Source organism: Pedobacter alpinus, from assembly GCF_042684645.1.
In the GTDB taxonomy this organism is placed as follows: domain Bacteria; phylum Bacteroidota; class Bacteroidia; order Sphingobacteriales; family Sphingobacteriaceae; genus Pseudopedobacter; species Pseudopedobacter alpinus.
The window spans coordinates 30,884-52,150 of the sequence record NZ_JBHULV010000014.1 but is presented as its reverse complement, the minus strand read 5'-3'; the positions used below and the strand labels follow the sequence as shown (position 1 = coordinate 52,150).

Here is a 21,267-nt window from a genome sequence, read left to right as displayed (position 1 = left end):
AGCGTGAATATAAATCCCTTGATATCGATTTGCATACCTGCTTATAATGCGGCTCAATATATTGAAGAAGCAATAGATGGTTGGAGAAATCAAACTTATCCTTATTTAGAAATCTTAGTTCAAGACGATTGCTCTAAAGATGACACCTACAATAAAGCTTTTAATTTTTCACATAAAGATTCTAGAGTAAAGGTTTATAGGAATAAAAAAAATTTGGGAATAGGTGGAAATTGGAATGAGGTTTTTCACAAAGCAACAGGTGATTATTTAGTAATGGCTAACGCAGATGATGTTTACGACCCAAATATGATTGAGAATGCCTTGAAAATATTTGACAAAGAAGAAAATGCAGATGCCGTTAGTTTCAACTATAAAATTTTAGAAGATCAAAGCAAACAAATTAAAGAAGTAGGTATACAGAAAGAACTTAGTATTGGCTTTCAGGAAGAACTATTTAGACAATGCTTTTTTCATAACCCCTTCCACATCATTTTTACTGTATTTAAAACAAAATCTCTTCAATCTATCACCTTAAGTAATGGAGATTTATTTTTAAATACTCAAATATGTGATGCAGAATTATTTTTCAGATTAGGGGTTAATCATTTGAATTTATATTACTCTGACGATATTGGAGGATATTACCGAAAGCATGAAACCAATAATTCATCAATAAAAAATGGAGAAAGGTATTCTTGGCTGTTTGACGTATTCCCTAGGTATCGCCAAATTTTGTTAACTAATCATCAAAAGGAAACAAAGGAATTATTATTCAATAGAATTGTACATCATTTAAAATACCAATTAAAACATTTTCATCTTCCTGATTTTAAACAATTAAACTGTTTCATGAAAGAGTATTACATTTTCAGTCGTTATAAAAAAATTGAGGATTAAATGAAAATTTCAGCGATAGAATATCACCCTACAAGTAAAAAAGGTGGGTCTGAGAAAGCTTTTTTTGAAGTTCTAGCAGGACTAAAAAACTTAGGTCACCAGGTCACCGTTTTTTATGTAGAAGAAGGAGACTACCTATTAGCTTATGACAAAATTGGAATACAACATATAAAAATACCAAAAACGGAAATAAACTATTCAAGCGTTTCTACTTGGGTTAAATTATACAAGGCCGCTAAAATTATTAACCATTTTAAACCTGATGTTATTTATGTTAATCAATTATCTGATACAATTACTGCCTCAATTTGCAAATTATTAAGACAGGTAAACATAATCTGTCATATTCGTGTGCCTAAGCAAGGTAATAGTAGGCTGTTTAATTTAGCAGGTAAATTGGTAGATAACTTTATATGTGTAAACCACCTTATTAAAGCACAATATTTAAACTATTTTAAGGAGCACAAATTAAATGTGGTTAATGATGGGATAAAAATCTCTCTAAAAGCTCCATTACCCCAAAGAAAAGCATTTACTAATAATGCTACCTATTTAGGTCGATTATCTCCAGAAAAAGGGCTCTTAGAATTATTAGAAGCATGGTTAATACTAAAAGAAAAATTTCAACTTGAAATACATTTAGACATTACTGGCCCTTCAGATTCTGCGATCGAAAAAAGGTACAGACAAGAAATCCTTACTTTTATTTCAGAAAAAGAATTGGCCTACCTAGTGAACATTAAAAGCCCCATTACTAACCCGTTTGAATATTTCCAGAATTATGACATCTCTATTTTTCCATCCATTATAGATGAATCTTTCGGCAGAACTTTGCCAGAATCTGTTTTAGCGGGAACCCCTGTTTTTGCAAGAAAGGTAGGAATAGTGGAGCAGATATTAGCTCCAGAAAAAAATACATTTGTATATGAAACTGAGTTGGAGTTAGCAGATAGGATTTTTAAATATTACCATTCTGAATTAAGTTATGATTTTAGTAAACTACAAGATCATATTATACTTAACTATAATATTGATAATAATGTACTTTTAATAGAAAATATCCTGAAAAAGTAAGCACCAGCCATTGATACTATGCCCAATAAAACATAGGCAAGTTTTTATTTAATTTGAATACCTTTGCTTTATAATTGATTAACTGAACTATTATACTTAAAATTTGATTTGAAATTTACCATCATTACAAGATATTATCATCCTACACCAGACGGGATAGGCCATCATAGCGGATATTTAAATCAATATTTAATTGAAGCAGGTCATGCTGTACAGGTTATTTATGATGATGGCATCATTTCTTTAGAAGAAAAAGAAATTGGAATTTTAGTTAACAAAATTAAACGTCATAAATCAGATTGGGTAATATTTCAATATAATGGTTATAGTTATAATAGGTTTGGTGCACCAAATTGGCTAACTAAATTGTATAATAGAATTCATCATTATACACCAGCGAAGGTATGTTTAATTATACACGAAACTTTTATTAGAGAAGAAAAGAGTCTAAAATTAAGAATCTATCGTTTTTTACAGCAAAGAACACTGCGTAAGGCTAGTAAATATGCCAATTTAATTTTAACCACCACCCATTTGTATGAAAATCAACTTACTGAAATGGGAAGAAAGAGCCAGGTTTTTTTTACGCCCTCTAATTTTGAGAATTATATTGAAGAGCTAGATGGGCCTAAAATTTCTAAAGAAAGGTTAAAAATTGGGACTTTTGGTAATAGAGACCCTAAATTTTTATTAGAAGTAATTATAAGGCTTGAAGCTAAAGGCTTAATTTGTGATTTCGAGTTTATAGGGAACTACCAGCCAAAGTACATTAAGCAAATTAAAGATATTACTAAAAAGTTAAACTCTATAAAAATTAGTCGTAGCGGAAAGCTAACGGATTCGAACATTGTAAAGCATTTGGCAACATTAGATGCATTTATATTGTTGGAACCCGTAACAGAAGATGGTGGAGGCGGCTTAAACACTAAGAGTGGTGCTAGCGCCACTGCACTTTGTATGGGTATTCCTATATTTTCTACCAAAGGAGATTTTACTGAGCCAAACGTTTTTATAGAGAACCAAAATTATATCTGCCTTGATCATAACGATGTAGAAGAGTCAACTTCCATAATTTATAACTCTTTAAAAGACCATCATCAATTGATTGAAATTGGTTTAAATGGAAAAAAATTATATGAGACTAGTTTTGCTTGGAAGCAATATGTGAATAGAATGGAAATTTTAATGAAAAAAAATGGATAGCGGTTTTTTGTTTAGAAGGTTGGGTTTTTTAGTTCCTTGCTTATTGCGCCTATCCGGAAATGCGAGTATCAAGTTAAATGATAAACATAAAATATCTTCATTTCAAGATGTTTTTTTGAATCCATTTTATTGGGATGCGCTTTTTAAAATAAATTTTGTACCGAAAAACATTTTTGATTTAGGTGCTAATTTTGGTTTGTTTAGTAGTTTGTGTAACCAAGTATTTGCTTATAAATATGAGCCTCAAAAAATTGATTATGTTTTAGTTGAAGCAAATAAAAGCTTAATTAAAAAGTTAGAAGAGAACATGAGTAGTTTAACACCTAACTGTTTTTATACCATTAGACACGGCGCTGCAGGGCCTAAAGAAAATATTTTTTTTAGTGCGGATAAAAAGAATTTATTAGCTAGCAAAATATCAAAAAATGGTATTGAAGTCCCCTTTATTGATTTTAATTTATTGGAGAAACCAGAGTTATTGAAAATTGACATAGAAGGGGCAGAAGATTTACTTTTTGAAAATTACTTTGACTGGGTAAAGGCTGCTAAAGCAATCATTATAGAGTTTCATTATGATGGCGAAAAATTAGCTACGCATATTTTAAAACTAAGTAATGCTGGGTTTGAACTGCAACTTGATAAGTTAGAGGAGAGTGGTTATAGAAATCAATTATGGGTACAAAAAGGATTTTAGTTTATACAGAAAATTATTTACCATCTATTGGTGGTTTAGAAAACAATACTCTTCTTTTGTGCGAATCACTTGTTTTATTAGGCCATCATCTTACTTTACTTACCCCACAAAAAAATGCACTTAATCATGCTAAATTTAATGTTTTAGAAAGCAAATCGCTCTATTTATTTTATAACCAAGTAAAAAATCACGATTTAGTTATGATTAATGGAGGCGTGTCTTTTAAAATCATTATACCTTCCATATTCGCTCTAAAACCATTTATGATTATTTATCAGATGGCAACACTTTTTAAAGATATTAGAAATAATAGTTTAAAAACTAAAGTTTTAAATAAGTTAAGATGGGTATTGGCAAAGTTAGCAAAAGCAAACATTGGAGTTAGTCAATATAGCTTTTTAGAGTTGAAAAAAGCTTTTGGCAGGCACAATTCAAAGCTTCTTATCAACCCTGCAGACCCAACGTTTTCTAACCAGGATGATGATCATTATGATGATATTTTGCCAAAAACACCTTTTCAATGTTTGTTTGCAGGAAGATTAATTGAAGGTAAAGGCGTTAGCCTTATCGTTGATGCCGTTAAAGAGATTAATAAGTATAAAGAAGTTATACATTTACATTTTGTTGGAGATGGCCCAGAAAGGGGATTTTTGCAGCATCAAAACACTAAACACTTTATCTACTACCATGAACCCGTTTCGAAAGAGCAACTTAAAGAGTGGTTGAAAAAAGTCCATTTAACCGTGATTCCTTCTACAAGCCATATTGAAGGCTCCCCTTTAATTATGGCAGAATCTTTAATGATGGGCGTACCAGTATTGGTTTCTTCTCAACCAGCAATGGTAGCATCCGTACAAAAATCAAATTTAATATTTGAATCTGGAGATTTGAATGACTTAATAAAAAAGTTAAACTTTTTAGTAGATGCAGCCAGTTATTCGAATATAAAAAAATATTGCAAGCTTATTTCAGTTGATTATTCTTATACAAATTACATAAAAAATTTAAAAGCTATTATCAATGTTTAAAGCTATTAAAGATACTTGGGTAGGTTTAAAAAATGAAAAGAGGCTGCGGATAATTCTTTATCTTTTTCTTTTCACCACGCTTTCGGGTGCCGCAAGAAAGTGGGGGACAGATTCTAAAATTTTATCGAACGCAATTTTAGGCATACAATTAATAATTCCATTAAGTTTTATTCTTTTTAAAAATGCATTTCATTTTGATTATAAACAGCGGAATATTTTCATTATTCTACTTACTTATATTTTTACGCTTTTATTACTCGCTGCAAATCCTCTAGGCGCTACCTTGGGGCATGGTATTTTAGGAATTATAGTCCACTTGAGTTTTTGGTTACCTATGTTTATTTACGTGAAAGATCCAGAAGCTTTTAAACTAGAAAAATTAATTCCTTTACTTATTATCCTATGCTTTGCCCAAGTTATTTTAGGTTCTATACAATCTACCTTACCTGCTGATGCCTATTTAAACAGGTATGCAGTTACAGAGGGGGAAGGATTTGCTGATGCATTGGTAGGAGATGCAGTAAGAGTTTCTGGTACCTTTAGCTATATTAGCGGTTATAGTTCTTTCATGTTATTTTATACCTTAATGGCCTGCGTCTTAATTAAAATCAGGTATCAGCCCTTCATTTTGATCCCTTTTTTAGCCATAGGCTATTATGGTTGTTTAATATCTGGCTCTAGAGGTACTACCTATTCCTATTTGATCATTATTGGGACGTACATTTTAACTTCTGTAAATATCAAAGCCAATAGTAAATTAATAGGTGGTGCGTTTTTGGTGGTTTTTGTGGGTGGTTTTTTTAATTTCATATTGCAAGATCCATTGCATATTTATGAGAAATTTACACAAAGCTCAAATAACTTTGAAGAAAGAACAGAAGGTACAAGTGAAAACACGCAAGGTAGAGTATCTGGTGCATTAAACGAGTTAATTAATTTAGAATTTGAACATGATATGATTGGTGTCGGGTTAGGCTCTACCTATCAAGGCGCCAATGCTTTATTTGGATACAACCCCAATTTGAGGGGTCAAGGTTTTGAAACAGAATTTAAAAGAGTAGTACTCGAAGGTGGATATGTACTTTTAATATTAAGATTTGTGATGCTTTTTTATCTCATGCAGTTTTTAAAAGGTAGTTTCTTTTTTAAGCTCACAATATTTACCCTTTCTCTATTTGTATTTAGCATTATTTATAATACTTATAATGCTTTTTTCTTCATGTTAGGAATAGCTATGATTGATCGGGTTAGCCGTTTAGAAAGCACCAAGGATTTATAATGAAATTGTTTATCATTCATCCCGGCATACAACATTCACCACGTTTAGCTAATGGAGCAAATAGGTCTGGCTTATTTAAAAATATCACCTTATTAACCAGTGTGCTTTATAAGCCCAGTGATAAAGTATTTGGGATATTAAAAAAACGGGTGAAGCCAATTGATAAAGAGATTAAAATCATCAATCATTACCTATATACCTTGTTATATAGTTTGAGCAAATTTTTATACAATAAAATCATTGTTAACCCAAACAACCAAAGCCATAATAACCCCATTTATTTTTGGCAACAAATATTTGGTTATTTATGCCTGCCATCCATTTATTTGAACAGAAAAAATTTGATGGTGGTTTGTTTTGAAACTACCGGATGGCCTGTGGTTAAATATTGTAATAAGTGGAATATCCCTGTGATTATGGATTTTGCGTCTATTAGTCATGAAAAAGCGAAGACATTAGGAATTAATGAAACTCCATTTGGAATTGATTTAAAGCTGAAAGAGAGAGTTTTAATTGATTATGGATTTTACTGTTCTAAATTTTGTAGAGATAGTTTTGAAGGGATGACCTCGGCTAAGAAGGAATTTGTATTGTATTTGGGGGCAGAGCGAAGGGAGATGCAAGCAGCAAGCAGCAAGAAACAAGACATTGGAAATATGGGAAAATTGGGGGAGATGCAAGAGTCAAGTAGTAATAATCAAGCTTTGAATAGTCCGCTGTTGGAAGTCAGCAGTCAGCAGATTATTAATCTCAATGATAATAATAAGTCCATAAACAGCATTAAATTATCTTTTATAGCTAATTTAGAATATCGTAAGGGCTTAGATATATTTTTAGAAGGAGTTTATGGGTATGAGTATTCCGCTTTTGTAGAGGTGCACTTAATAGGCAGGATAAGAGAGGAATGGGTAAGTCAGCATCTTCCGAAAACAATTCTTAATAAAAACATTAAACTTATCTATCAGCCGGCGATGAGTCAGGGAGAATTATTTAATTATCTGCGAAAAGAAGCTTTTGATTTAAATGTACAAACCAGCAGGTTTGATTCTTTTGCGATGGTGGTACCAGAAACCATGATGCAAGGAATTCCTAATGTGGTTTCTCCTTTTGTTGGTGCTGGCGAAATGATAACACATGAAAAAGATGGCTTTATTATGGATCGATTAGATAGTGAGCATTTATCTAATATTTTAAAGTATTACATCCAGCTCAATCAGCAAGAAAGGAATGAATTAAAATTAAGAGTTTTAGCTAGTTCCAAAAATATGATTTGGGAGAATTATTATATCCAGTTAGGGAAAGTTTTTAAAGAAATTTTAGCAGATAACCGATGAAAATAGCTTTCATAGTGGAATTTCCAACGCAGTTTGAAGTGCCATTTTACCAGTATGTAGCAAAAGAGCTTAAAGCGGAAAGCTTAAAGCTAAAGGCGGAAGGGGAAAGGCGGAAGGCGGAAGGCTTAAAGCCGAAAGCATTGGAAAATGAGCGTTTTGATTTTCATGTGATCTTTAACAATACTGACCAGCAGGATTATCACGATTTTGAATTGGGTAAAAAAGTAGGCTGGGGGTTTAACTTATATGAAGGTTATACTCATTTTATTGCTGATAGAAATGACATTGTAAATGCTGTAGATACAATTATTACTAGGGAAAATTATGATTATATCATTTTGAATGGATATAAAAATTCATACAAAGGCTTAGCAAAACTGTGTAAATCTAAAAATATTCCCATAGCATTAAGGATAGACTCTGTACTTTATAATTTAAGTCCAGTAAAAAAGTTTTTGAAGCGCATCTATTTACCTTTTGCTTACAGACAATTTGACCATTTCTTTGCCGTTGGCTCTGAAACTAAACGCTTTTTAAATTGGTTAAGCATTGCAAATCATCGTATCAGTTATTTCTCTTACTCGGTAGATGAAGTCTGGTTTAAAGCACAATCAGCAGATGTAGAAAAAGTAAAATTTTTAAAAGAAACATTACAAATTAAGAATGAAACAGTTTTATTAAGTGTGGCTAAATTTGTCCCAAGAGAATCTCCTTGGGATATTTTGGAGGCTTTTAAATTGTTGAATGATAAAAACTTAACCTTAATTTTAGTAGGCGATGGCGAAGAAAGAAAAGCTTTAGAAGAATATGCTAATCAAAACAGTCATTTGCAAATTATTTTTACAGGCTATGTTCCTTATCAGCAACTACCCTACTACTATGGATTAAGTACTATTTTTATACATGCGGCAAAAAACGAACCTTGGGGAGTATCGGTTCATGAAGCGCTATCTTGTAATTGTTCAGTGATTACTTCTGATAAGGTAGGATCTAGTAAAGATTTAATTGTGGAAGGAAAAAATGGACATACTTATCCTTTTGGTGATTACAAATACTTAGCTGATAAAATACAAGAATCTATAATTTTAAATGGTTCCATAAAAAATGAAATCAATCAAATAGTATTAGAAAAATGGGGTTATCAGTTCATGTGGAAAGAAATTAAAACAGCTACTTTAAGACAGAACCATAAATAAGAATACCGAAGGCAAGGTAGCGTGGAAAGTTGGAAGAGGCGGAAGGCTGAAATTAAAAGGCGGAAGGCAAGGTAGCGTGGAAAGTTGAAAGAGGATGAACGTTAAATTTGTCAGCGGAATTACGATGAAAGTAGTTTTAAAAGATAGATTTGAATGGTTTAATTGAATTTAAGGAAGATTTGAAATTTATCATTAGCATTGCTAAATAATGTATTTTTTTGATAAGATAATCGGATAATTACCGATTATAACCTTAATATATTACATTTTTAAATACAAATATTGCAAGCTATACAATCTTATGCTTCCCAACCCATTACCCATCAAATGATAATGAGTATATTGGATAACAGATTAATATAATTATGATTATTTGTTAGCTACAATTGGCAAGAAAAAGGATAAAACCTTAACCTTAGGGCAATTCGATTTAGATCACATCATGTTTTTATCAAGAAAAATTGAGTTTTATTATCGCCCTAAATTTCATAAATTTACAATATGAATATCATGGCAGAGAAGATCGAGTTAGTAAAACAATTATTGGATACGAATGATATTGATATTATTAAATCTATCAAATCTATTCTTTCTGGTTCAACACAAAGTTCAGATAACTGGACAAATCTTCCGAGTGAGGTAATTGAAGATATTAAGGACGCTATTGGGCAAGTTGAAGCAGGGGATTTAATAAATCATTTAGAAGCTCAAGAGACCTATAAAAAATGGCTTTAGAAATTCAATGGTCTCCAAAATCATTGCAAAAGTTTCATAGTGTTATTAGCTATCTTAATGAAAATTGGGGCAACCAAGTTGCTAAAGATTTTGTAAGACGAACTGAAATATTAATACAGACCCTGACGGTTCAACCTAAAATTTTTAGATCAATTTCATCCACACTAGAGATAAGATAAGCTGTTGTAACAAAACATAATCTGATGATTTGATCAAAGATAATAAACTCATTCTTTTAACCTTTTTTGATACTCGCCAACACCCAAAACAGAAATTTCCCAAACCCTAAATAATTTTTTTTTGAAAAATCTCAACATTCCAGCATCTTACAAACCCGCCTTTATTTATGGCGGACCTATTTATTCGGTGGCTGCTTTTATTTAACCTATTTGTTTTCAAAATTAAAATATGCTTATATTTGATTATATTCTTTAAATATGATAAATCCGCATTTACATCAAAGTAGCAGAAACGGAACTAAAGCTGTTCTTCAATTACGAAAAAAAAGATTAAGCATGGGTTTACCTTTTATGATAAATACCGAGGAAATTGAAAAAAATACATGTTACCTAGAATATCCTGATGGAACGATTACCAAAGTTGCAGTTTCCAAATCCGGTATCGAATTTCAAACTTTAGAGAAACTTTCAACATTAGAAGCAAATGAATTAAGAACATCATTCTCTTTAATTTAGTTTGCCAAAACTTTTCATCATAACAGGTTCTAATGGTGCTGGTAAATCAACAGTTGGATTCTCCTATCTTAACCAATATCATGGCGACATATTTGATGGAGATAAAGAATATCTTGTAAAAAGATCTCTTTTATGGAGGAAAGGTTTAAGATCAGAAAAACAAATCAAAGAACTTGCATCCAATTATGTTGATGAATTATTAGATTCTTTAGTTAAAAATGCACTAGATCAAAAAATAGATTTTGCTTATGAAGGGCACTTTTCATTAGAAAGTAGCTGGATTTTACCTAAAATATTCAAAAAAGCAGGCTATGAAGTTCATTTTGTTTTTTTTGGTTTAACTGATATAGAACTTTCAGTTCAAAGAGTATTGATTAGAGCAGTTGAGGGAGGCCACTATGTTGACAGAATTACATTAACAGAAAATTTTTATGGTAATCTAAGAAAAGTTGATGACCACTTAAACTTATTTGATTCTTTAGAAATTGTAGATACCTCTTTAACCATACATAAATCATTAATTTTATTCAGAAATAATGCAGTTAAAGAATCTATAAACTACGCGGATTTGCCTACTTGGGTAATTTTGTATCTCCCTAATTTAGTTAAACTGATCAAATCTTGAAAATCCTTCACATTACAGCGTCTTACAAACCTGCTTTCATTTATGGCGGACCTATTTATTCGGTGGCTGCCTTGTGTGAAGCTTTAATAAAGCCGGAAGACGGAAGTCAGAAGTCGGAAGCTATTAGTCCGGAGTCCGAAGGTGAATGTAGGAAGTCAATGGATAATGAAAGTCCGAAGTCTGAAGGCGGAAGTCAAAAGTCAAATTTCAAGGTAACAGTTTATACTACTTTAGCTAATGGTAAAGAAGAATTACCTTATCAAAATGGAGAAGAAAAAATAGTAGAAGGCGTATCAGTTCAATACTTTAAGCGTATCACTAAAGACCATAGTCATTTCTCCCCTAGTCTTTTATGGTATTTATGGAAAACAGCGAGGCAATTTGAGGTGATACACATACACGCCTGGTGGAACCTAGTGAGTATGGGTGCTGTATTCATTTGTTTGATAAAAGGAATTAAGCCTATTGTTTCACCTAGAGGGATGTTGGGGGATTATACTTTTAGCAGAGGCAAAAAAATATTTCATCAACTGATAGGTAAGTTTTTGCTAAAGAATTGCGATTTTCATGCGACTACTCAAATGGAAGCTGATGAAATGGTGATGCAGGTTTTTGGCGATCAAGAGAAAGTGAAAGTTGTGGATTTGATGGAGGGGGATTTAGAAGAAAGAGTAAAGAACAAAGAGCAAAGAGGAATTAACAATGATAATGGTGGAAAGTGGAAAGTGGAAAGTCGGGAGGCCGCAGTCCGCAGATAGAAGTGGAGGGGGATAAAGGAATTGAAAGCTTTGATTCAGAATTCAGTAATATACTATCGGAGGTTGGAAGTAGAAGGTGGAAAGTTAAGAATTTAGAAGGAAGAGGAAATATTAAGGAGAAAAGGTTCATTTTTATAATTCACAATATTGTGAAAGTACCTGCTAATTTACCTCTTAGGGATAGGGTATATGATGGGACCTTAAAATTGATTTTTTTATCTAGGATACATCATAAAAAAGGAATAGAGCTGCTTTTGGAAGCTTTGGCTTTAGTTGATTTTCCTTTTCAACTGAGTATTGTGGGAGAAGGTGACATTGAATATGTTGAAAGTTTAAAGTTGAAAGTAAAGAACTTAGGGCTTGAAGATTGTATAAATTGGGTGGGCGCAGTATATGGTGATGAAAAATTTAAGCTATTGGCAGAAAATGATCTTTTTGTACTCCCTTCCTATAATGAAAATTTTGCCAACGTAGTGATAGAAAGTTTGGCTGTAGGTACGCCTGTCTTAATTTCAGATAAAGTTGGTTTGGCTCAGTTTGTGGTTAAAAATGAATTAGGTTTAACGCACCAACATGATGTTGATTCTTTATTAAAAGAGCTTCAGCATTTTACGCACACCCAAGGTTTAACTTTTAAAACCTATAAAGATTTCACATCTTTAGCCTCAAAATATAAATTAATGTACCATGTTGATTAAAGATGCGCTTTCCATTATCATTCTTACACATAATGAGGAAAAGAACATTGAAGCTTGCTTAAAAAGTATTTCAGCATTAAACTGTTCTGTTTTTTTGGTAGATTCTGGATCAACAGATGCTACCTTAAGTATAGCAGAAAAATATAAGGTACATATTTCTCATCACCCTTTTCAAAATTATGGGCAACAAAGAAATTGGGCGCTACAAAACCTACCTATAAACACTCCATGGGTTTTGAATATGGATGCAGACCATAGGATGACTGAGGAGCTATCTAAAGAAATTGAGCAAATTTTCTCCAATACTATAGCAGAAAGTATCAATGGATTTCTGATCAGTAGAAGAACTATATTTTTGGGTAAGTGGATAAAGTATGGGGGGCATTACCCAGTTTATCATGCCATACTATTTAGAAGAGGTTTTGGCTATTGTGAAGATAAGTTGTACGATCAGCATTTTGTGGTAGAAGGACAATGTGCTACCATCAAATCTGATATGATTGATACTTTAACAGACTCTTTAAACTCTTTTACAGAAAGACATAATAGATGGGCAACTTTAGAAGCAGAGGACCAAATTTCGGCCTATTCAAAAAATAATAAAGAAGAATTAGTGCAAGCTAAATTTACAGGCAATGCGCAACAAAGAAGAAGGTTTTCTAAGTCTATTTACGAAAAATTCCCACTATTTGTTCGCCCCTTTGTTTATTTCATCATTAGATACTTTTTTAAATTGGGATTTTTAGATGGAAAAACTGGATTAGTATTTCACTTTTTACAAGGATTTTGGTTCCGTTTTTTAGTGGATGCCAAAATTTACGAGTTAAAAAGTAAAAGGAATACCATTTAGTTTTATTTGACTTAGAGCCTGTTTAAATTTGTATTGTAAAAATGTTTATAGATTATTTTTGAGCGAAACAAGGCAAATTTTGTAGAGATAGCCGGAAGCTATCTAGAAAAATTTAACGAAGTTGCAGCCAAAAATAAGCATAAACAAATTATTAGATAAATTTTAAACAGGCTCTTAAATTTGTATAATAATCAAATTTAATTAGAAACAAAATAAAGGCTAATAACATATAAAACATTTAGTATTTTTGATTGATGAAAACATTAACCATAGAGCTTCCAGATTCTCTCGATTTAAGTTCGAAAGATATCAATACTGCTTTAGCTGCCCAGCTTTATGATATTGGTAAACTATCTTTAGGGCAAGCCGCAGATTTAGCAGGTTATTCCAAGTCTACATTTATGGAACTACTTGCTAATTATAAGGTATCTGTATTTAACTATGCTCCCGAAGACTTAAATCAAGATTTGGAAAATGCAAAAAATTATTATAGCTGATACCAGCTGTTTAATTCTTTTACATAAAATTGGGCATTTAAACCTTTTAAAGGATATTTTCATTACTGTCCATATTACTTCCGTGGTAGCTTTAGAGTTTGGAAATCAATTACCTGGATGGATTATGATATCAAATCCAATAAATAATGACCTTTTAACAATATTAAATGCAACCGTTGATTTAGGAGAAGCTAGCTCAATAGCGCTAGCTTTTGAGCAAAAAAATGCTTTAGTTATTTTAGACGATTTAAAAGCTAGAAAATTAGCAGCAAATTTAAATTTGCTTTATACAGGAACTTTAGGTTTACTTATAATTGCAAAAAAAATGGGTAAGTTAGCCTCTGTAAAGGCAATAATTGATAAAATAAAAATAACAAATTTTCATATCACATCAGAATTAGAAAATCAAATTTTAAAAAAATCTGGTGAAATTTAATATATTGAATGTATATCCTAGGAATTAACGCTTACCATGCTGATGCTTCAGCTTGTATCTACCATAACGACCAATTAATTGCTGCCGCAGAAGAGGAACGTTTTAGACGTATTAAACATTGGGCTGGTTTCCCTACCATTGCCATAGAATTTTGTTTAAAAGAAGCTGGTATCAGCATTAGCGATGTTGATTATATTGGGATTTCTAGAGACCCAAAGGCTAATTTTAGTAAAAAAGTTTTCACTGCCTTAAAAAATAGGTTAAGCATGAGCAATATGCTCAATAGGGCTAAAAATCTAAAGAAAGCTGCCAGCATTGAGGATGAAATCATCAGTCATTTTAAAATTGAAAAATCTGTATTAAAAGCTCAAATTATTAATGTAGAACACCATAGAAGTCATTTAGCGAGTGCTTTCTTTGCATCTGATTTTGAGGAGGCTGCCATTTTATCTATTGATGGTTTTGGAGATTATTCTTCTACCATGATTGCTACTGGTAAAGGCACTAAAATTACGGTGTTAGATACCGTGTCTTATCCACACTCTGCTGGTGTATTTTATACCACTTTTACCCAATATTTGGGATTTCCACATTATGGCGATGAATATAAGATAATGGGCTTAGCGCCCTATGGCGAGCCAAAATATGTTGATCAACTCAAAGATGTTCTGATTTTTAAAGACAACGGGCTTTTCGAATTGAACTTAGATTATTTTAACCATCCTAAAAATGGTGTACAAATGGCTTGGGAAGGTGGTGTGCCACACATGGATAGTCTTTACACTCAACATTTGATTGATAAATTTGGTCCTTTGCGCCAGAAAGACGAACCATTATCTCAATATCATAAAGATTTAGCGGCTTCTATTCAAAGAATTACAGAAGAATTGATTTTTCATATGTTAAATCATCTGCACAAAAGTACCGGTTTAAAAAATATTTGCATAGCTGGTGGTGTAGCCCAAAACTCGGTAGCAAATGGCAAAATTTTAGCAAATACGACTTTTGAGAAGTTATACATCCCTCCTGCTGGGCATGATGCTGGAACTTGTTTAGGTGCTGCTTTATGGATTTATAATCAGGTTTTAGAAAAACCAAGATTACCCATTACCAATCATGGATATTTAGGAAGTCAGTTTTCTAATGAAGAAATTATTTCTGTTTTAGAAAGTCAAAATATTGCTTACGAAAAATTAGAAGGTGAAGCTTTATTTAATAGGGTAAGTGATTGCCTAATTAACTCTGGTGTGGTAGGCTGGTTTCAAGGCAGAGCAGAATTTGGTCCAAGAGCTTTAGGGCATCGTTCTATTATTGCCGACCCTAGAAGAGCAGATGCAAAAGAAATTTTAAATGCAAAAATAAAACGAAGAGAATCTTTTAGACCTTTTGCGCCTTCCATTTTAAAAGAATATGTGGCAGAATATTTTGAAGTTGTTGATGAAGTTCCATTTATGGAGAAAGTATTCCCTATCAAAAAAGAGAAACATGCTGCTATACCTGCTGTAACTCATGTAGATGGCACCGGACGCTTACAAACCGTTGATAAAAATGTAGAACCAAAATACTATGGTTTAATAGAGAATTTTAGACAAAAAACAGGTGTTCCTATTTTATTGAACACTTCTTTTAACGAAAACGAACCTATTGTTAACAAACCTGAGGAGGCTTTAGCTTGCTATTTAAGAACCAAAATGGATATGTTGGTAATGGGTGATATTGTGGTGAGTAGGGTTCTCTAAATAAGTTCATTAGGGGGAAATTCGTTGGGTTTATTAGGAGGGATTAGGGAGAACATTGGTTGTTTTCTTTCAACAATACAAGTATCCCCCTTTGGAGGGGGTTGAGGAGGTTATCGTCTATAGTGTATTTTGCTTTAATCTGATGGAATTCCATTTTAGGTTGGAATCCTCCCGCCTCATTGCCGGCGGAAAGGCTAGTAACTTTTTTTCATTGTTTCTTAATTTTATTTTTAGGCATTCAAGAGTGCTTCGCAATTTTCCAGCAGCTGAGAAAAGTAACCAAACCCGAGCGATAGCGAACACTTGAACTCCTTTAAAAAACAATAGACAATGAGAAAAAACTCTCCGCTGCCTGCCTGCGGTAGGCAGGCGTTTTCTGATACAAAGGTATTGCTTTAATTTCTGCATCTCCACCGCATAAAACAAGGCGGAATTTGACAGTAACGAATGGCTATTACTTTTAGGGAATTTTGGTTTAGTGATATTGCTCTTTATTTTGTATTTATTTACCTTGCTTGTGTGATCTTCCATTGCATTCAAAGTGACGGGATGCTATAATATAAGAATTATGACTTTATTGAACTACAGATTTTCCAATTGATAAGCGCTCCTCTCCTTTGGAGAGGGCTGGGGTGAGGCTTTTCCATAATACAAGGAGCGGACAGGTTTCTTGTGAAATCACAAAATAAGTAGCACAAACTTAATAAAACGCAGGGTTCCCATTTGAGAGACCCTGCCTGGGCATAAGGGCTAGTGACTTTTTTTCATTGTTTCTTAATTTTATTTTTAGGCATTCAAGAGTGCTTCGCAATTTTCCGCAAAAAAGTAACCAAAAAACTCTCCGCTGCGCCAGTTGCTACAATGGAAGTGCTAAAACTTCTATTTCTTTACCGCAACCGCCAAGGCGGAATTTAGCGGTTTATAAAGGGGGTTGCTTTTAGGATAATTGAGTTAAAAAGCTCTTAACATTAAGAGACCTTTCATTCCATTAAAGATGAAGTTTTTTCTTATAAGCAGAATATTTGATCTTAAATTTCATTTGCTAAGTCCTTTATTATTCTGTTGCTTTGCTTAAATTTAATTACATTCATTGGAAGCAGCTCCACAATCCCTAAAAAAAGACCCATACATTGCATTAAGATACCCCGAATTTCGGTCGTTTCTGTTGATGCGTTTTTTTTTAACCATTGGCTACCAAGTGCAAGGGGTGGTAATTGGTTGGTATATTTATAACCTTACAAAAGACCCATTTTCTTTAGGTTTAGTGGGTTTAGCAGAAGCCATTCCTGCTATTGGTATCGCTTTATACGGCGGTTATGTTGCGGATAAATCTAATAAAAAAGTTTTATTGAATAGGGTTGTCGCACTTATTCTACTCTCTTCAACTGTGCTTTTTGTAGTCACATTACCATCGGTAACCGTACAATTAAGGCAATCTAACCTCATTTATATTATTTACTTAATGATTTTTGTAAATGGTATTGCAAGAGGGTTTTACGCTCCAACTTCATTCTCCTTAATGGCCCTAATGATTCCCAGAGAACATTACCCTAATTCTTCCACTTGGAATAGTTCTGCTTGGCAAACAGCTTCTATTATTGGTCCTGCAATTGGAGGCTTGCTCTATGGTTTTTCTGGCATTCACGATACTTTTATTTTTATTATTGTTTGCTTAGCCATCTCTTTTATAGCTACATTTTTTATTAAAAGCAGACCCGCAACTTATATTCCAACTACTAGCATATACCAAAGCTTATCAGAAGGGTTGCGTTTTGTATTTAAAACAAAAATGCTAGTTGGCGCTTTAAGTCTCGATTTATTTTCTGTTTTCTTTGGCGGTGCAGTTGCATTAATTCCAGTAGTTGCAACAGAGATTTTACATGTTGGTGCCACCGAATTTGGTTTCCTGAGAGCTGCGCCGGCAGTTGGTGCTGTTTTAACCATGTTATTGATGACGAGGTTTTCTCCTATGGGTAAACCTTGGCGAAACTTACTGATTGCGGTTACAGGGTTTGGTGTATCGATTATTTGTTATGGACTTTCTACTAATTTTTACCTCACTTTATTCTTCTTATTTTTAGAAGGCGCTTTTGACAGCGTGAGTGTGATTATTCGCTCAACTATTTTACAACTTTTAACGCCTGATGAAATGAGAGGAAGGGTTTCTGCGGTAAACAGCATGTTTATTGGTTCTTCCAATGAAATTGGTCAGTTTGAATCGGGCTTAACCGCTAAATTAATGCGTACCGTTCCGGCTATAGTTTTTGGGGGATCTATGACTTTATTGGTTGCTGGGGTTACGTGGTTTAAGACGAAGAAGTTGGTACCGATGACTTTAGAGGATATCAGTAATTCTTAGTTTTTCTTGATTTTTTCTTTTGAATGTATTGCTTTAAGTGGTAATCTCCCCGCCTCATTGCCGGCGGAAAGGCTATTACTTTTGCTGCAGCTCAAAAGTAACAAAGAGCCGCCGCTGCGTTTTCTGCTACAATGGCAGTGCTTTAATTTCTGTATCGCTACCGCATAAAACAATGCGGAATTCACCGTTAACCAAGGGTTATTGCTTTTGGGAATCCTTTTTACAATACTCCCATTAACACGAACTGCCTTCCACGACCGCGTCATTGTGACGAGTGAAGCGTCTAATTTTGCGCTGGGGTGAGGTGACGATCCTTGTGTTGATTGCTTCTCGCTTGGTTTACGGTTATCCATCTTTTTTGATTTGTTCTTAGAATTATAATCTTCCCGCCTCATTGCCGGCGGTTGGCTTTTAAATTTTTCCTATCCTTCTAAACCTATAAGGTTTTTGAAACCTTATAGGTTTTATTGCTTAACAAACTTCCACCAAAATCACTACCCAAACCCGAGCGGAGCGAATACATGAAAGCCTTTAAAAAACAATAAACAGATTGAATAAACTCTCCGCTGCCTGCCTGCGGTAGGCTGGCGTTTTCTGATACAAAGGAAGTGCTCTAGTTTCTGCATCTCTGCCGCATAAAACAAGGCGGAATTTACAGTAATTTAAGATTGGTGCTTAATTGGAAGAATCTGGATTTTTGGTGTTTCAATTATTTGTAATGTTTTGTTAAATCATTGCCAGCGGAAAGGTTACATTTACTTTGCTGACTGCAAGTTTCCAATTGATAAGCTCACCCTCTCCTTCGGAGAGGGCTGGGGTGAGGCTTTTTCCACAATATATGAAGCGGTTAACATTTTGCTCTAGTTTCTGCATCCCTACCGCATAAAACAAGGCGGAATTTGACGGTAATGAATGGTTATTGCTTTTGGGAATCCTTTTTACAATACTCCCATTAACACGAACTGCCTTCCACAACCGCGTCATTGTGACGAGTGAAGCGTCGGGTTTTGCGATGGGGTGAGGTGACGATCCCTGTGTTGATTGCTTCTCGCTTGGTTTACGGTTATCCATCTTTTTTGATTTGTTCTTTGAATTAAAATCTTCCCGCCTCATTGCCGGCGGAAAGGCCTTTTGAATTTTTCCTATCCTTCTAAACCTATAAGGTTTCAAAAACCTTATAGGTTTTATTGCTTAACAAACTTCCACCAAAATCATTAAAACTGGAGGAAGGCAAATTCATTCTTACATTATAGGCAACATCAAGCGTTAAAACGCTCTAATTTCAGTATCACTTGCTATATTTGATTTCAATTTTTAAAATAATTTAGAGTTATAGCTTAATGTCTGTTGAAGTAGAAGATTTCTCCATTAAACTTCCCATTTTTGAAGGTCCGTTTGATTTGTTATTGTTCTTTATTGAAAAAGACGAATTGGACATTTACAACATCCCTATTTCAAAAATAACCGACGATTTTTTGAACTATCTGCACCAGCTAAATGCTTTAAATATTGAGCTGGCTAGTGAGTTTATTTTTGTGGCATCAACATTAATGCGTATAAAAGCTAAAATGTTATTACCTCGGCCAGAATTGAATGAAAAAGGTGAAGAAATAGATTTAAAAGAAGATTTGGTTAAAAGATTGTTAGCATATAAAAGATTTAAAGAAGCTGCAGAAGATCTTAAAAAATTTGAAGAAGAAAGGTTTTTTAAATTAAAGAGAGGAAATATTTTAGAAGATGTAAAAATTCTTTTATCAGAAACTGACCAAACCGAAGGTTTTACTTCATTTGATTTGTATAAGTTGCTAAAATCTTACCATAAAACAATGGCCAATTACCAAATTAGGGCTAAAGCTGTGACTCATACAGTAGAAAAATATCCTTACAGCATTGAAGAACAAAAAATAAAAATTGGGGAGCTATTGGCAATCAATCAAAAAATGGACTTCAATAATTTGATGAGTATTTCTAAAGATAAGGTGCAGTTTGTATATAACTTTTTAGCAATGTTAGAAATGTTGCAACAAGAGTTGGCTAACATTCAAATTGGACTTGGTTTTAATAACTTTTGGCTTCAGCAAAAAACAAAGCCTGTTCAATAAAATTAATTACATGTAATTCATCTTCTAAACCTATTTCTGGTTTAACCCCTTTATGAATACATTCTATTACTCTTGTTAAAAATACATCGTGTTTATCGGCAGAGCCTTGGTAATAATTGTAGTTATTTGCTTGAGTAATTTGATTAAAAACAGGAATTTCAAAATTCTCTTTTAAATTCACAAAATCCAATTTCTCCATATACTGCCCTCCTACTTTCACGTTTCCTTCAGAACCTATAATGGTTAAACTACTTTCAACATTAGTTTCATAAGCAGCGTTACTAAAATTAAATACGCCTTTACCCCCATCTCTAAAAGTAAATTTTATCATTCCGCTATCATTAAATGCTGTTTTTATTTCGGGCTTTAAAGTATATAAATCACTACTAATATCTACCGGATCTCCGCAAAGCCATATCATCAAGTCAATAAAATGACTAAACTGAGAATATAATGGTCCACCACCAATTTCTCTAGTTCCTCTCCATGGCGAATCATTGTAATATTGTTGGTTTCTGTTCCAAAAACAATTAATCTGTAACATTAAAATATTACCCAATAATTTGTTTTTCATCAACTTTTTTAACCAAATAGCAACTGGGCTGTATCTATTTTGCATTACTGCAAAAACCATTTTCCCCGATTTTTTTTCTGCTACCATCATTCGCTCAACATCCTCGGTTTTTAATGCAATTGGTTTTTCACAAACTACATGGTACCCTGCATTTAAACAAGCTATAGTGTGTTGTGCATGTAAGCCATTAGGCGTACAAATACATACAACATCAGCCGGAATTTTAGCTGCAATAAAATCATCTACAGAAATAAAAAAAGGGATTAATTTATTTACTGCTTTTCTGGAATTAAAATTAATATCAACAGCAGCTACCAATTCAGCATCTTTAAAACCATTGATAAGGTTAACATACTTTGTTCCAATATTACCAATACCAATGATTACGAAGTTTATTGTGCTCATGTAATTTTTAATTCAAAAAATGCAGTAAAATGTCTAATTTAGGGCTTTATTTCAGTTAAAATAAAACTAAAAAACGAGTGTATTACTCT

General features: G+C 33.1%; 24 protein-coding genes. 20 read left to right on the top strand and 4 right to left on the bottom strand.

Annotated elements, in window-relative coordinates; translation table 11 throughout:
• The first annotated feature begins 18 nt into the window (after window positions 1-18).
• From ACFSSE_RS04980 to ACFSSE_RS04895, 18 genes are all read left to right on the top strand, one after another.
• Window positions 19-897, top strand: coding sequence for a glycosyltransferase family 2 protein (locus ACFSSE_RS04980; protein ID WP_379041862.1), 879 nt, complete (start codon window positions 19-21; stop codon window positions 895-897).
• The gene (locus tag ACFSSE_RS04975; protein ID WP_379041860.1) at window positions 898-1,971 is read left to right on the top strand and encodes a glycosyltransferase; all 1,074 of its coding nucleotides are present in this window, start codon (window positions 898-900) and stop codon (window positions 1,969-1,971) included.
• Between the two features lie 108 nt (window positions 1,972-2,079).
• The gene (locus ACFSSE_RS04970; RefSeq protein ID WP_379041858.1) at window positions 2,080-3,174 is read left to right on the top strand and encodes a hypothetical protein; all 1,095 of its coding nucleotides are present in this window, start codon (window positions 2,080-2,082) and stop codon (window positions 3,172-3,174) included.
• Entirely contained in the window at window positions 3,167-3,868 is a 702-nt protein-coding gene (locus tag ACFSSE_RS04965) for an FkbM family methyltransferase (protein WP_379041856.1), read from the top strand. Before ACFSSE_RS04970 ends, ACFSSE_RS04965 begins: the two co-directional genes overlap by 8 nt.
• Complete coding sequence (locus tag ACFSSE_RS04960; RefSeq protein ID WP_379041854.1) at window positions 3,847-4,896, top strand: glycosyltransferase family 4 protein; 1,050 nt, start codon at window positions 3,847-3,849, stop codon at window positions 4,894-4,896. Before ACFSSE_RS04965 ends, ACFSSE_RS04960 begins: the two co-directional genes overlap by 22 nt.
• The gene (locus ACFSSE_RS04955; RefSeq protein ID WP_379041852.1) at window positions 4,889-6,175 is read left to right on the top strand and encodes a hypothetical protein; all 1,287 of its coding nucleotides are present in this window, start codon (window positions 4,889-4,891) and stop codon (window positions 6,173-6,175) included. Before ACFSSE_RS04960 ends, ACFSSE_RS04955 begins: the two co-directional genes overlap by 8 nt.
• Window positions 6,175-7,509: a glycosyltransferase gene (locus ACFSSE_RS04950; RefSeq protein WP_379041850.1), complete on the top strand. Its 1,335-nt coding sequence runs from the start codon at window positions 6,175-6,177 to the stop codon at window positions 7,507-7,509. The genes ACFSSE_RS04955 and ACFSSE_RS04950 overlap by 1 nt, the downstream gene beginning before the upstream one ends.
• The gene (locus ACFSSE_RS04945; protein WP_379041848.1) at window positions 7,506-8,705 is read left to right on the top strand and encodes a glycosyltransferase family 4 protein; all 1,200 of its coding nucleotides are present in this window, start codon (window positions 7,506-7,508) and stop codon (window positions 8,703-8,705) included. The genes ACFSSE_RS04950 and ACFSSE_RS04945 overlap by 4 nt, the downstream gene beginning before the upstream one ends.
• Before the next feature lie 510 nt (window positions 8,706-9,215).
• A complete protein-coding gene (locus ACFSSE_RS04940) occupies window positions 9,216-9,440 on the top strand; it encodes a hypothetical protein (protein ID WP_379041846.1) in 225 nt (74 codons plus the stop codon).
• Entirely contained in the window at window positions 9,431-9,619 is a 189-nt protein-coding gene (locus tag ACFSSE_RS04935; RefSeq protein ID WP_379041845.1) for a hypothetical protein, read from the top strand. The genes ACFSSE_RS04940 and ACFSSE_RS04935 overlap by 10 nt, the downstream gene beginning before the upstream one ends.
• 258 nt (window positions 9,620-9,877) lie before the next feature.
• On the top strand, window positions 9,878-10,135 hold the full coding sequence (locus tag ACFSSE_RS04930) for a hypothetical protein (protein ID WP_379041843.1): 258 nt from the start codon (window positions 9,878-9,880) through the stop codon (window positions 10,133-10,135).
• A gap of 1 nt (window position 10,136) precedes the next feature.
• Window positions 10,137-10,760, top strand: coding sequence for a zeta toxin family protein (locus ACFSSE_RS04925; protein WP_379041841.1), 624 nt, complete (start codon window positions 10,137-10,139; stop codon window positions 10,758-10,760).
• Entirely contained in the window at window positions 10,757-11,518 is a 762-nt protein-coding gene (locus ACFSSE_RS04920; protein ID WP_379041839.1) for a glycosyltransferase, read from the top strand. The genes ACFSSE_RS04925 and ACFSSE_RS04920 overlap by 4 nt, the downstream gene beginning before the upstream one ends.
• Window positions 11,479-12,216: a glycosyltransferase gene (locus ACFSSE_RS04915; RefSeq protein ID WP_379041837.1), complete on the top strand. Its 738-nt coding sequence runs from the start codon at window positions 11,479-11,481 to the stop codon at window positions 12,214-12,216. Before ACFSSE_RS04920 ends, ACFSSE_RS04915 begins: the two co-directional genes overlap by 40 nt.
• Window positions 12,206-13,066, top strand: a complete 861-nt coding sequence (locus ACFSSE_RS04910; protein WP_379041835.1) for a glycosyltransferase family 2 protein — start codon at window positions 12,206-12,208, stop codon at window positions 13,064-13,066. The genes ACFSSE_RS04915 and ACFSSE_RS04910 overlap by 11 nt, the downstream gene beginning before the upstream one ends.
• A 254-nt stretch (window positions 13,067-13,320) precedes the next feature.
• Window positions 13,321-13,563 carry a UPF0175 family protein gene (locus ACFSSE_RS04905; protein WP_379041833.1) on the top strand — a complete coding sequence of 81 codons (243 nt, stop codon included), beginning with the start codon at window positions 13,321-13,323 and terminating at the stop codon, window positions 13,561-13,563.
• Complete coding sequence (locus tag ACFSSE_RS04900) at window positions 13,541-13,999, top strand: DUF3368 domain-containing protein (RefSeq protein WP_379100765.1); 459 nt, start codon at window positions 13,541-13,543, stop codon at window positions 13,997-13,999. Before ACFSSE_RS04905 ends, ACFSSE_RS04900 begins: the two co-directional genes overlap by 23 nt.
• An 8-nt stretch (window positions 14,000-14,007) precedes the next feature.
• The gene (locus ACFSSE_RS04895; RefSeq protein WP_379041829.1) at window positions 14,008-15,738 is read left to right on the top strand and encodes a carbamoyltransferase family protein; all 1,731 of its coding nucleotides are present in this window, start codon (window positions 14,008-14,010) and stop codon (window positions 15,736-15,738) included.
• A 117-nt stretch (window positions 15,739-15,855) separates the two neighbouring features.
• On the opposite strand, the gene ACFSSE_RS04890 is transcribed toward ACFSSE_RS04895, so the two are convergent.
• Window positions 15,856-16,269 (bottom strand): hypothetical protein, encoded by a 414-nt coding sequence (locus tag ACFSSE_RS04890; RefSeq protein WP_379041827.1) that lies wholly within the window; start codon window positions 16,267-16,269, stop codon window positions 15,856-15,858.
• A 559-nt stretch (window positions 16,270-16,828) separates the two neighbouring features.
• On the opposite strand from ACFSSE_RS04890, the gene ACFSSE_RS04885 reads away from it, so the two are divergent.
• Window positions 16,829-18,097, top strand: a complete 1,269-nt coding sequence (locus ACFSSE_RS04885; RefSeq protein WP_379041825.1) for an MFS transporter — start codon at window positions 16,829-16,831, stop codon at window positions 18,095-18,097.
• On the opposite strand, the gene ACFSSE_RS04880 is transcribed toward ACFSSE_RS04885, so the two are convergent.
• Both ACFSSE_RS04880 and ACFSSE_RS04875 read right to left on the bottom strand, forming a co-directional pair.
• On the bottom strand, window positions 18,094-18,492 hold the full coding sequence (locus ACFSSE_RS04880; protein ID WP_379100763.1) for a hypothetical protein: 399 nt from the start codon (window positions 18,490-18,492) through the stop codon (window positions 18,094-18,096). The genes ACFSSE_RS04885 and ACFSSE_RS04880 overlap by 4 nt on opposite strands.
• Before the next feature lie 331 nt (window positions 18,493-18,823).
• Window positions 18,824-19,168, bottom strand: a complete 345-nt coding sequence (locus tag ACFSSE_RS04875) for a hypothetical protein (protein ID WP_379041821.1) — start codon at window positions 19,166-19,168, stop codon at window positions 18,824-18,826.
• A gap of 269 nt (window positions 19,169-19,437) precedes the next feature.
• On the opposite strand from ACFSSE_RS04875, the gene ACFSSE_RS04870 reads away from it, so the two are divergent.
• A complete protein-coding gene (locus ACFSSE_RS04870; RefSeq protein ID WP_379041819.1) occupies window positions 19,438-20,199 on the top strand; it encodes a segregation and condensation protein A in 762 nt (253 codons plus the stop codon).
• Here the strand turns inward: ACFSSE_RS04870 and ACFSSE_RS04865 are convergent.
• The gene (locus tag ACFSSE_RS04865; protein WP_379041817.1) at window positions 20,156-21,178 is read right to left on the bottom strand and encodes a Gfo/Idh/MocA family protein; all 1,023 of its coding nucleotides are present in this window, start codon (window positions 21,176-21,178) and stop codon (window positions 20,156-20,158) included. The genes ACFSSE_RS04870 and ACFSSE_RS04865 overlap by 44 nt on opposite strands.
• Window positions 21,179-21,267 lie beyond the last annotated feature (89 nt).

Coding starts and splice junctions, on each gene's coding strand:
- ACFSSE_RS04975 (WP_379041860.1), top strand. CDS start 898: ATGAAAATTTCAGCGATAGAATATCACCCTACAAGTAAAAAAGGTGGG.
- ACFSSE_RS04965 (WP_379041856.1), top strand. CDS start 3,167: ATGGATAGCGGTTTTTTGTTTAGAAGGTTGGGTTTTTTAGTTCCTTGC.
- ACFSSE_RS04960 (WP_379041854.1), top strand. CDS start 3,847: ATGGGTACAAAAAGGATTTTAGTTTATACAGAAAATTATTTACCATCT.
- ACFSSE_RS04955 (WP_379041852.1), top strand. CDS start 4,889: ATGTTTAAAGCTATTAAAGATACTTGGGTAGGTTTAAAAAATGAAAAG.
- ACFSSE_RS04950 (WP_379041850.1), top strand. CDS start 6,175: ATGAAATTGTTTATCATTCATCCCGGCATACAACATTCACCACGTTTA.
- ACFSSE_RS04945 (WP_379041848.1), top strand. CDS start 7,506: ATGAAAATAGCTTTCATAGTGGAATTTCCAACGCAGTTTGAAGTGCCA.
- ACFSSE_RS04940 (WP_379041846.1), top strand. CDS start 9,216: ATGGCAGAGAAGATCGAGTTAGTAAAACAATTATTGGATACGAATGAT.
- ACFSSE_RS04935 (WP_379041845.1), top strand. CDS start 9,431: ATGGCTTTAGAAATTCAATGGTCTCCAAAATCATTGCAAAAGTTTCAT.
- ACFSSE_RS04930 (WP_379041843.1), top strand. CDS start 9,878: ATGATAAATCCGCATTTACATCAAAGTAGCAGAAACGGAACTAAAGCT.
- ACFSSE_RS04910 (WP_379041835.1), top strand. CDS start 12,206: ATGTTGATTAAAGATGCGCTTTCCATTATCATTCTTACACATAATGAG.
- ACFSSE_RS04905 (WP_379041833.1), top strand. CDS start 13,321: ATGAAAACATTAACCATAGAGCTTCCAGATTCTCTCGATTTAAGTTCG.
- ACFSSE_RS04900 (WP_379100765.1), top strand. CDS start 13,541: ATGCAAAAAATTATTATAGCTGATACCAGCTGTTTAATTCTTTTACAT.
- ACFSSE_RS04895 (WP_379041829.1), top strand. CDS start 14,008: ATGTATATCCTAGGAATTAACGCTTACCATGCTGATGCTTCAGCTTGT.
- ACFSSE_RS04890 (WP_379041827.1), bottom strand. CDS start 16,269: ATGGAAGATCACACAAGCAAGGTAAATAAATACAAAATAAAGAGCAAT.
- ACFSSE_RS04880 (WP_379100763.1), bottom strand. CDS start 18,492: ATGAGGCGGGAAGATTATAATTCTAAGAACAAATCAAAAAAGATGGAT.
- ACFSSE_RS04875 (WP_379041821.1), bottom strand. CDS start 19,168: ATGGATAACCGTAAACCAAGCGAGAAGCAATCAACACAGGGATCGTCA.
- ACFSSE_RS04870 (WP_379041819.1), top strand. CDS start 19,438: ATGTCTGTTGAAGTAGAAGATTTCTCCATTAAACTTCCCATTTTTGAA.
- ACFSSE_RS04865 (WP_379041817.1), bottom strand. CDS start 21,178: ATGAGCACAATAAACTTCGTAATCATTGGTATTGGTAATATTGGAACA.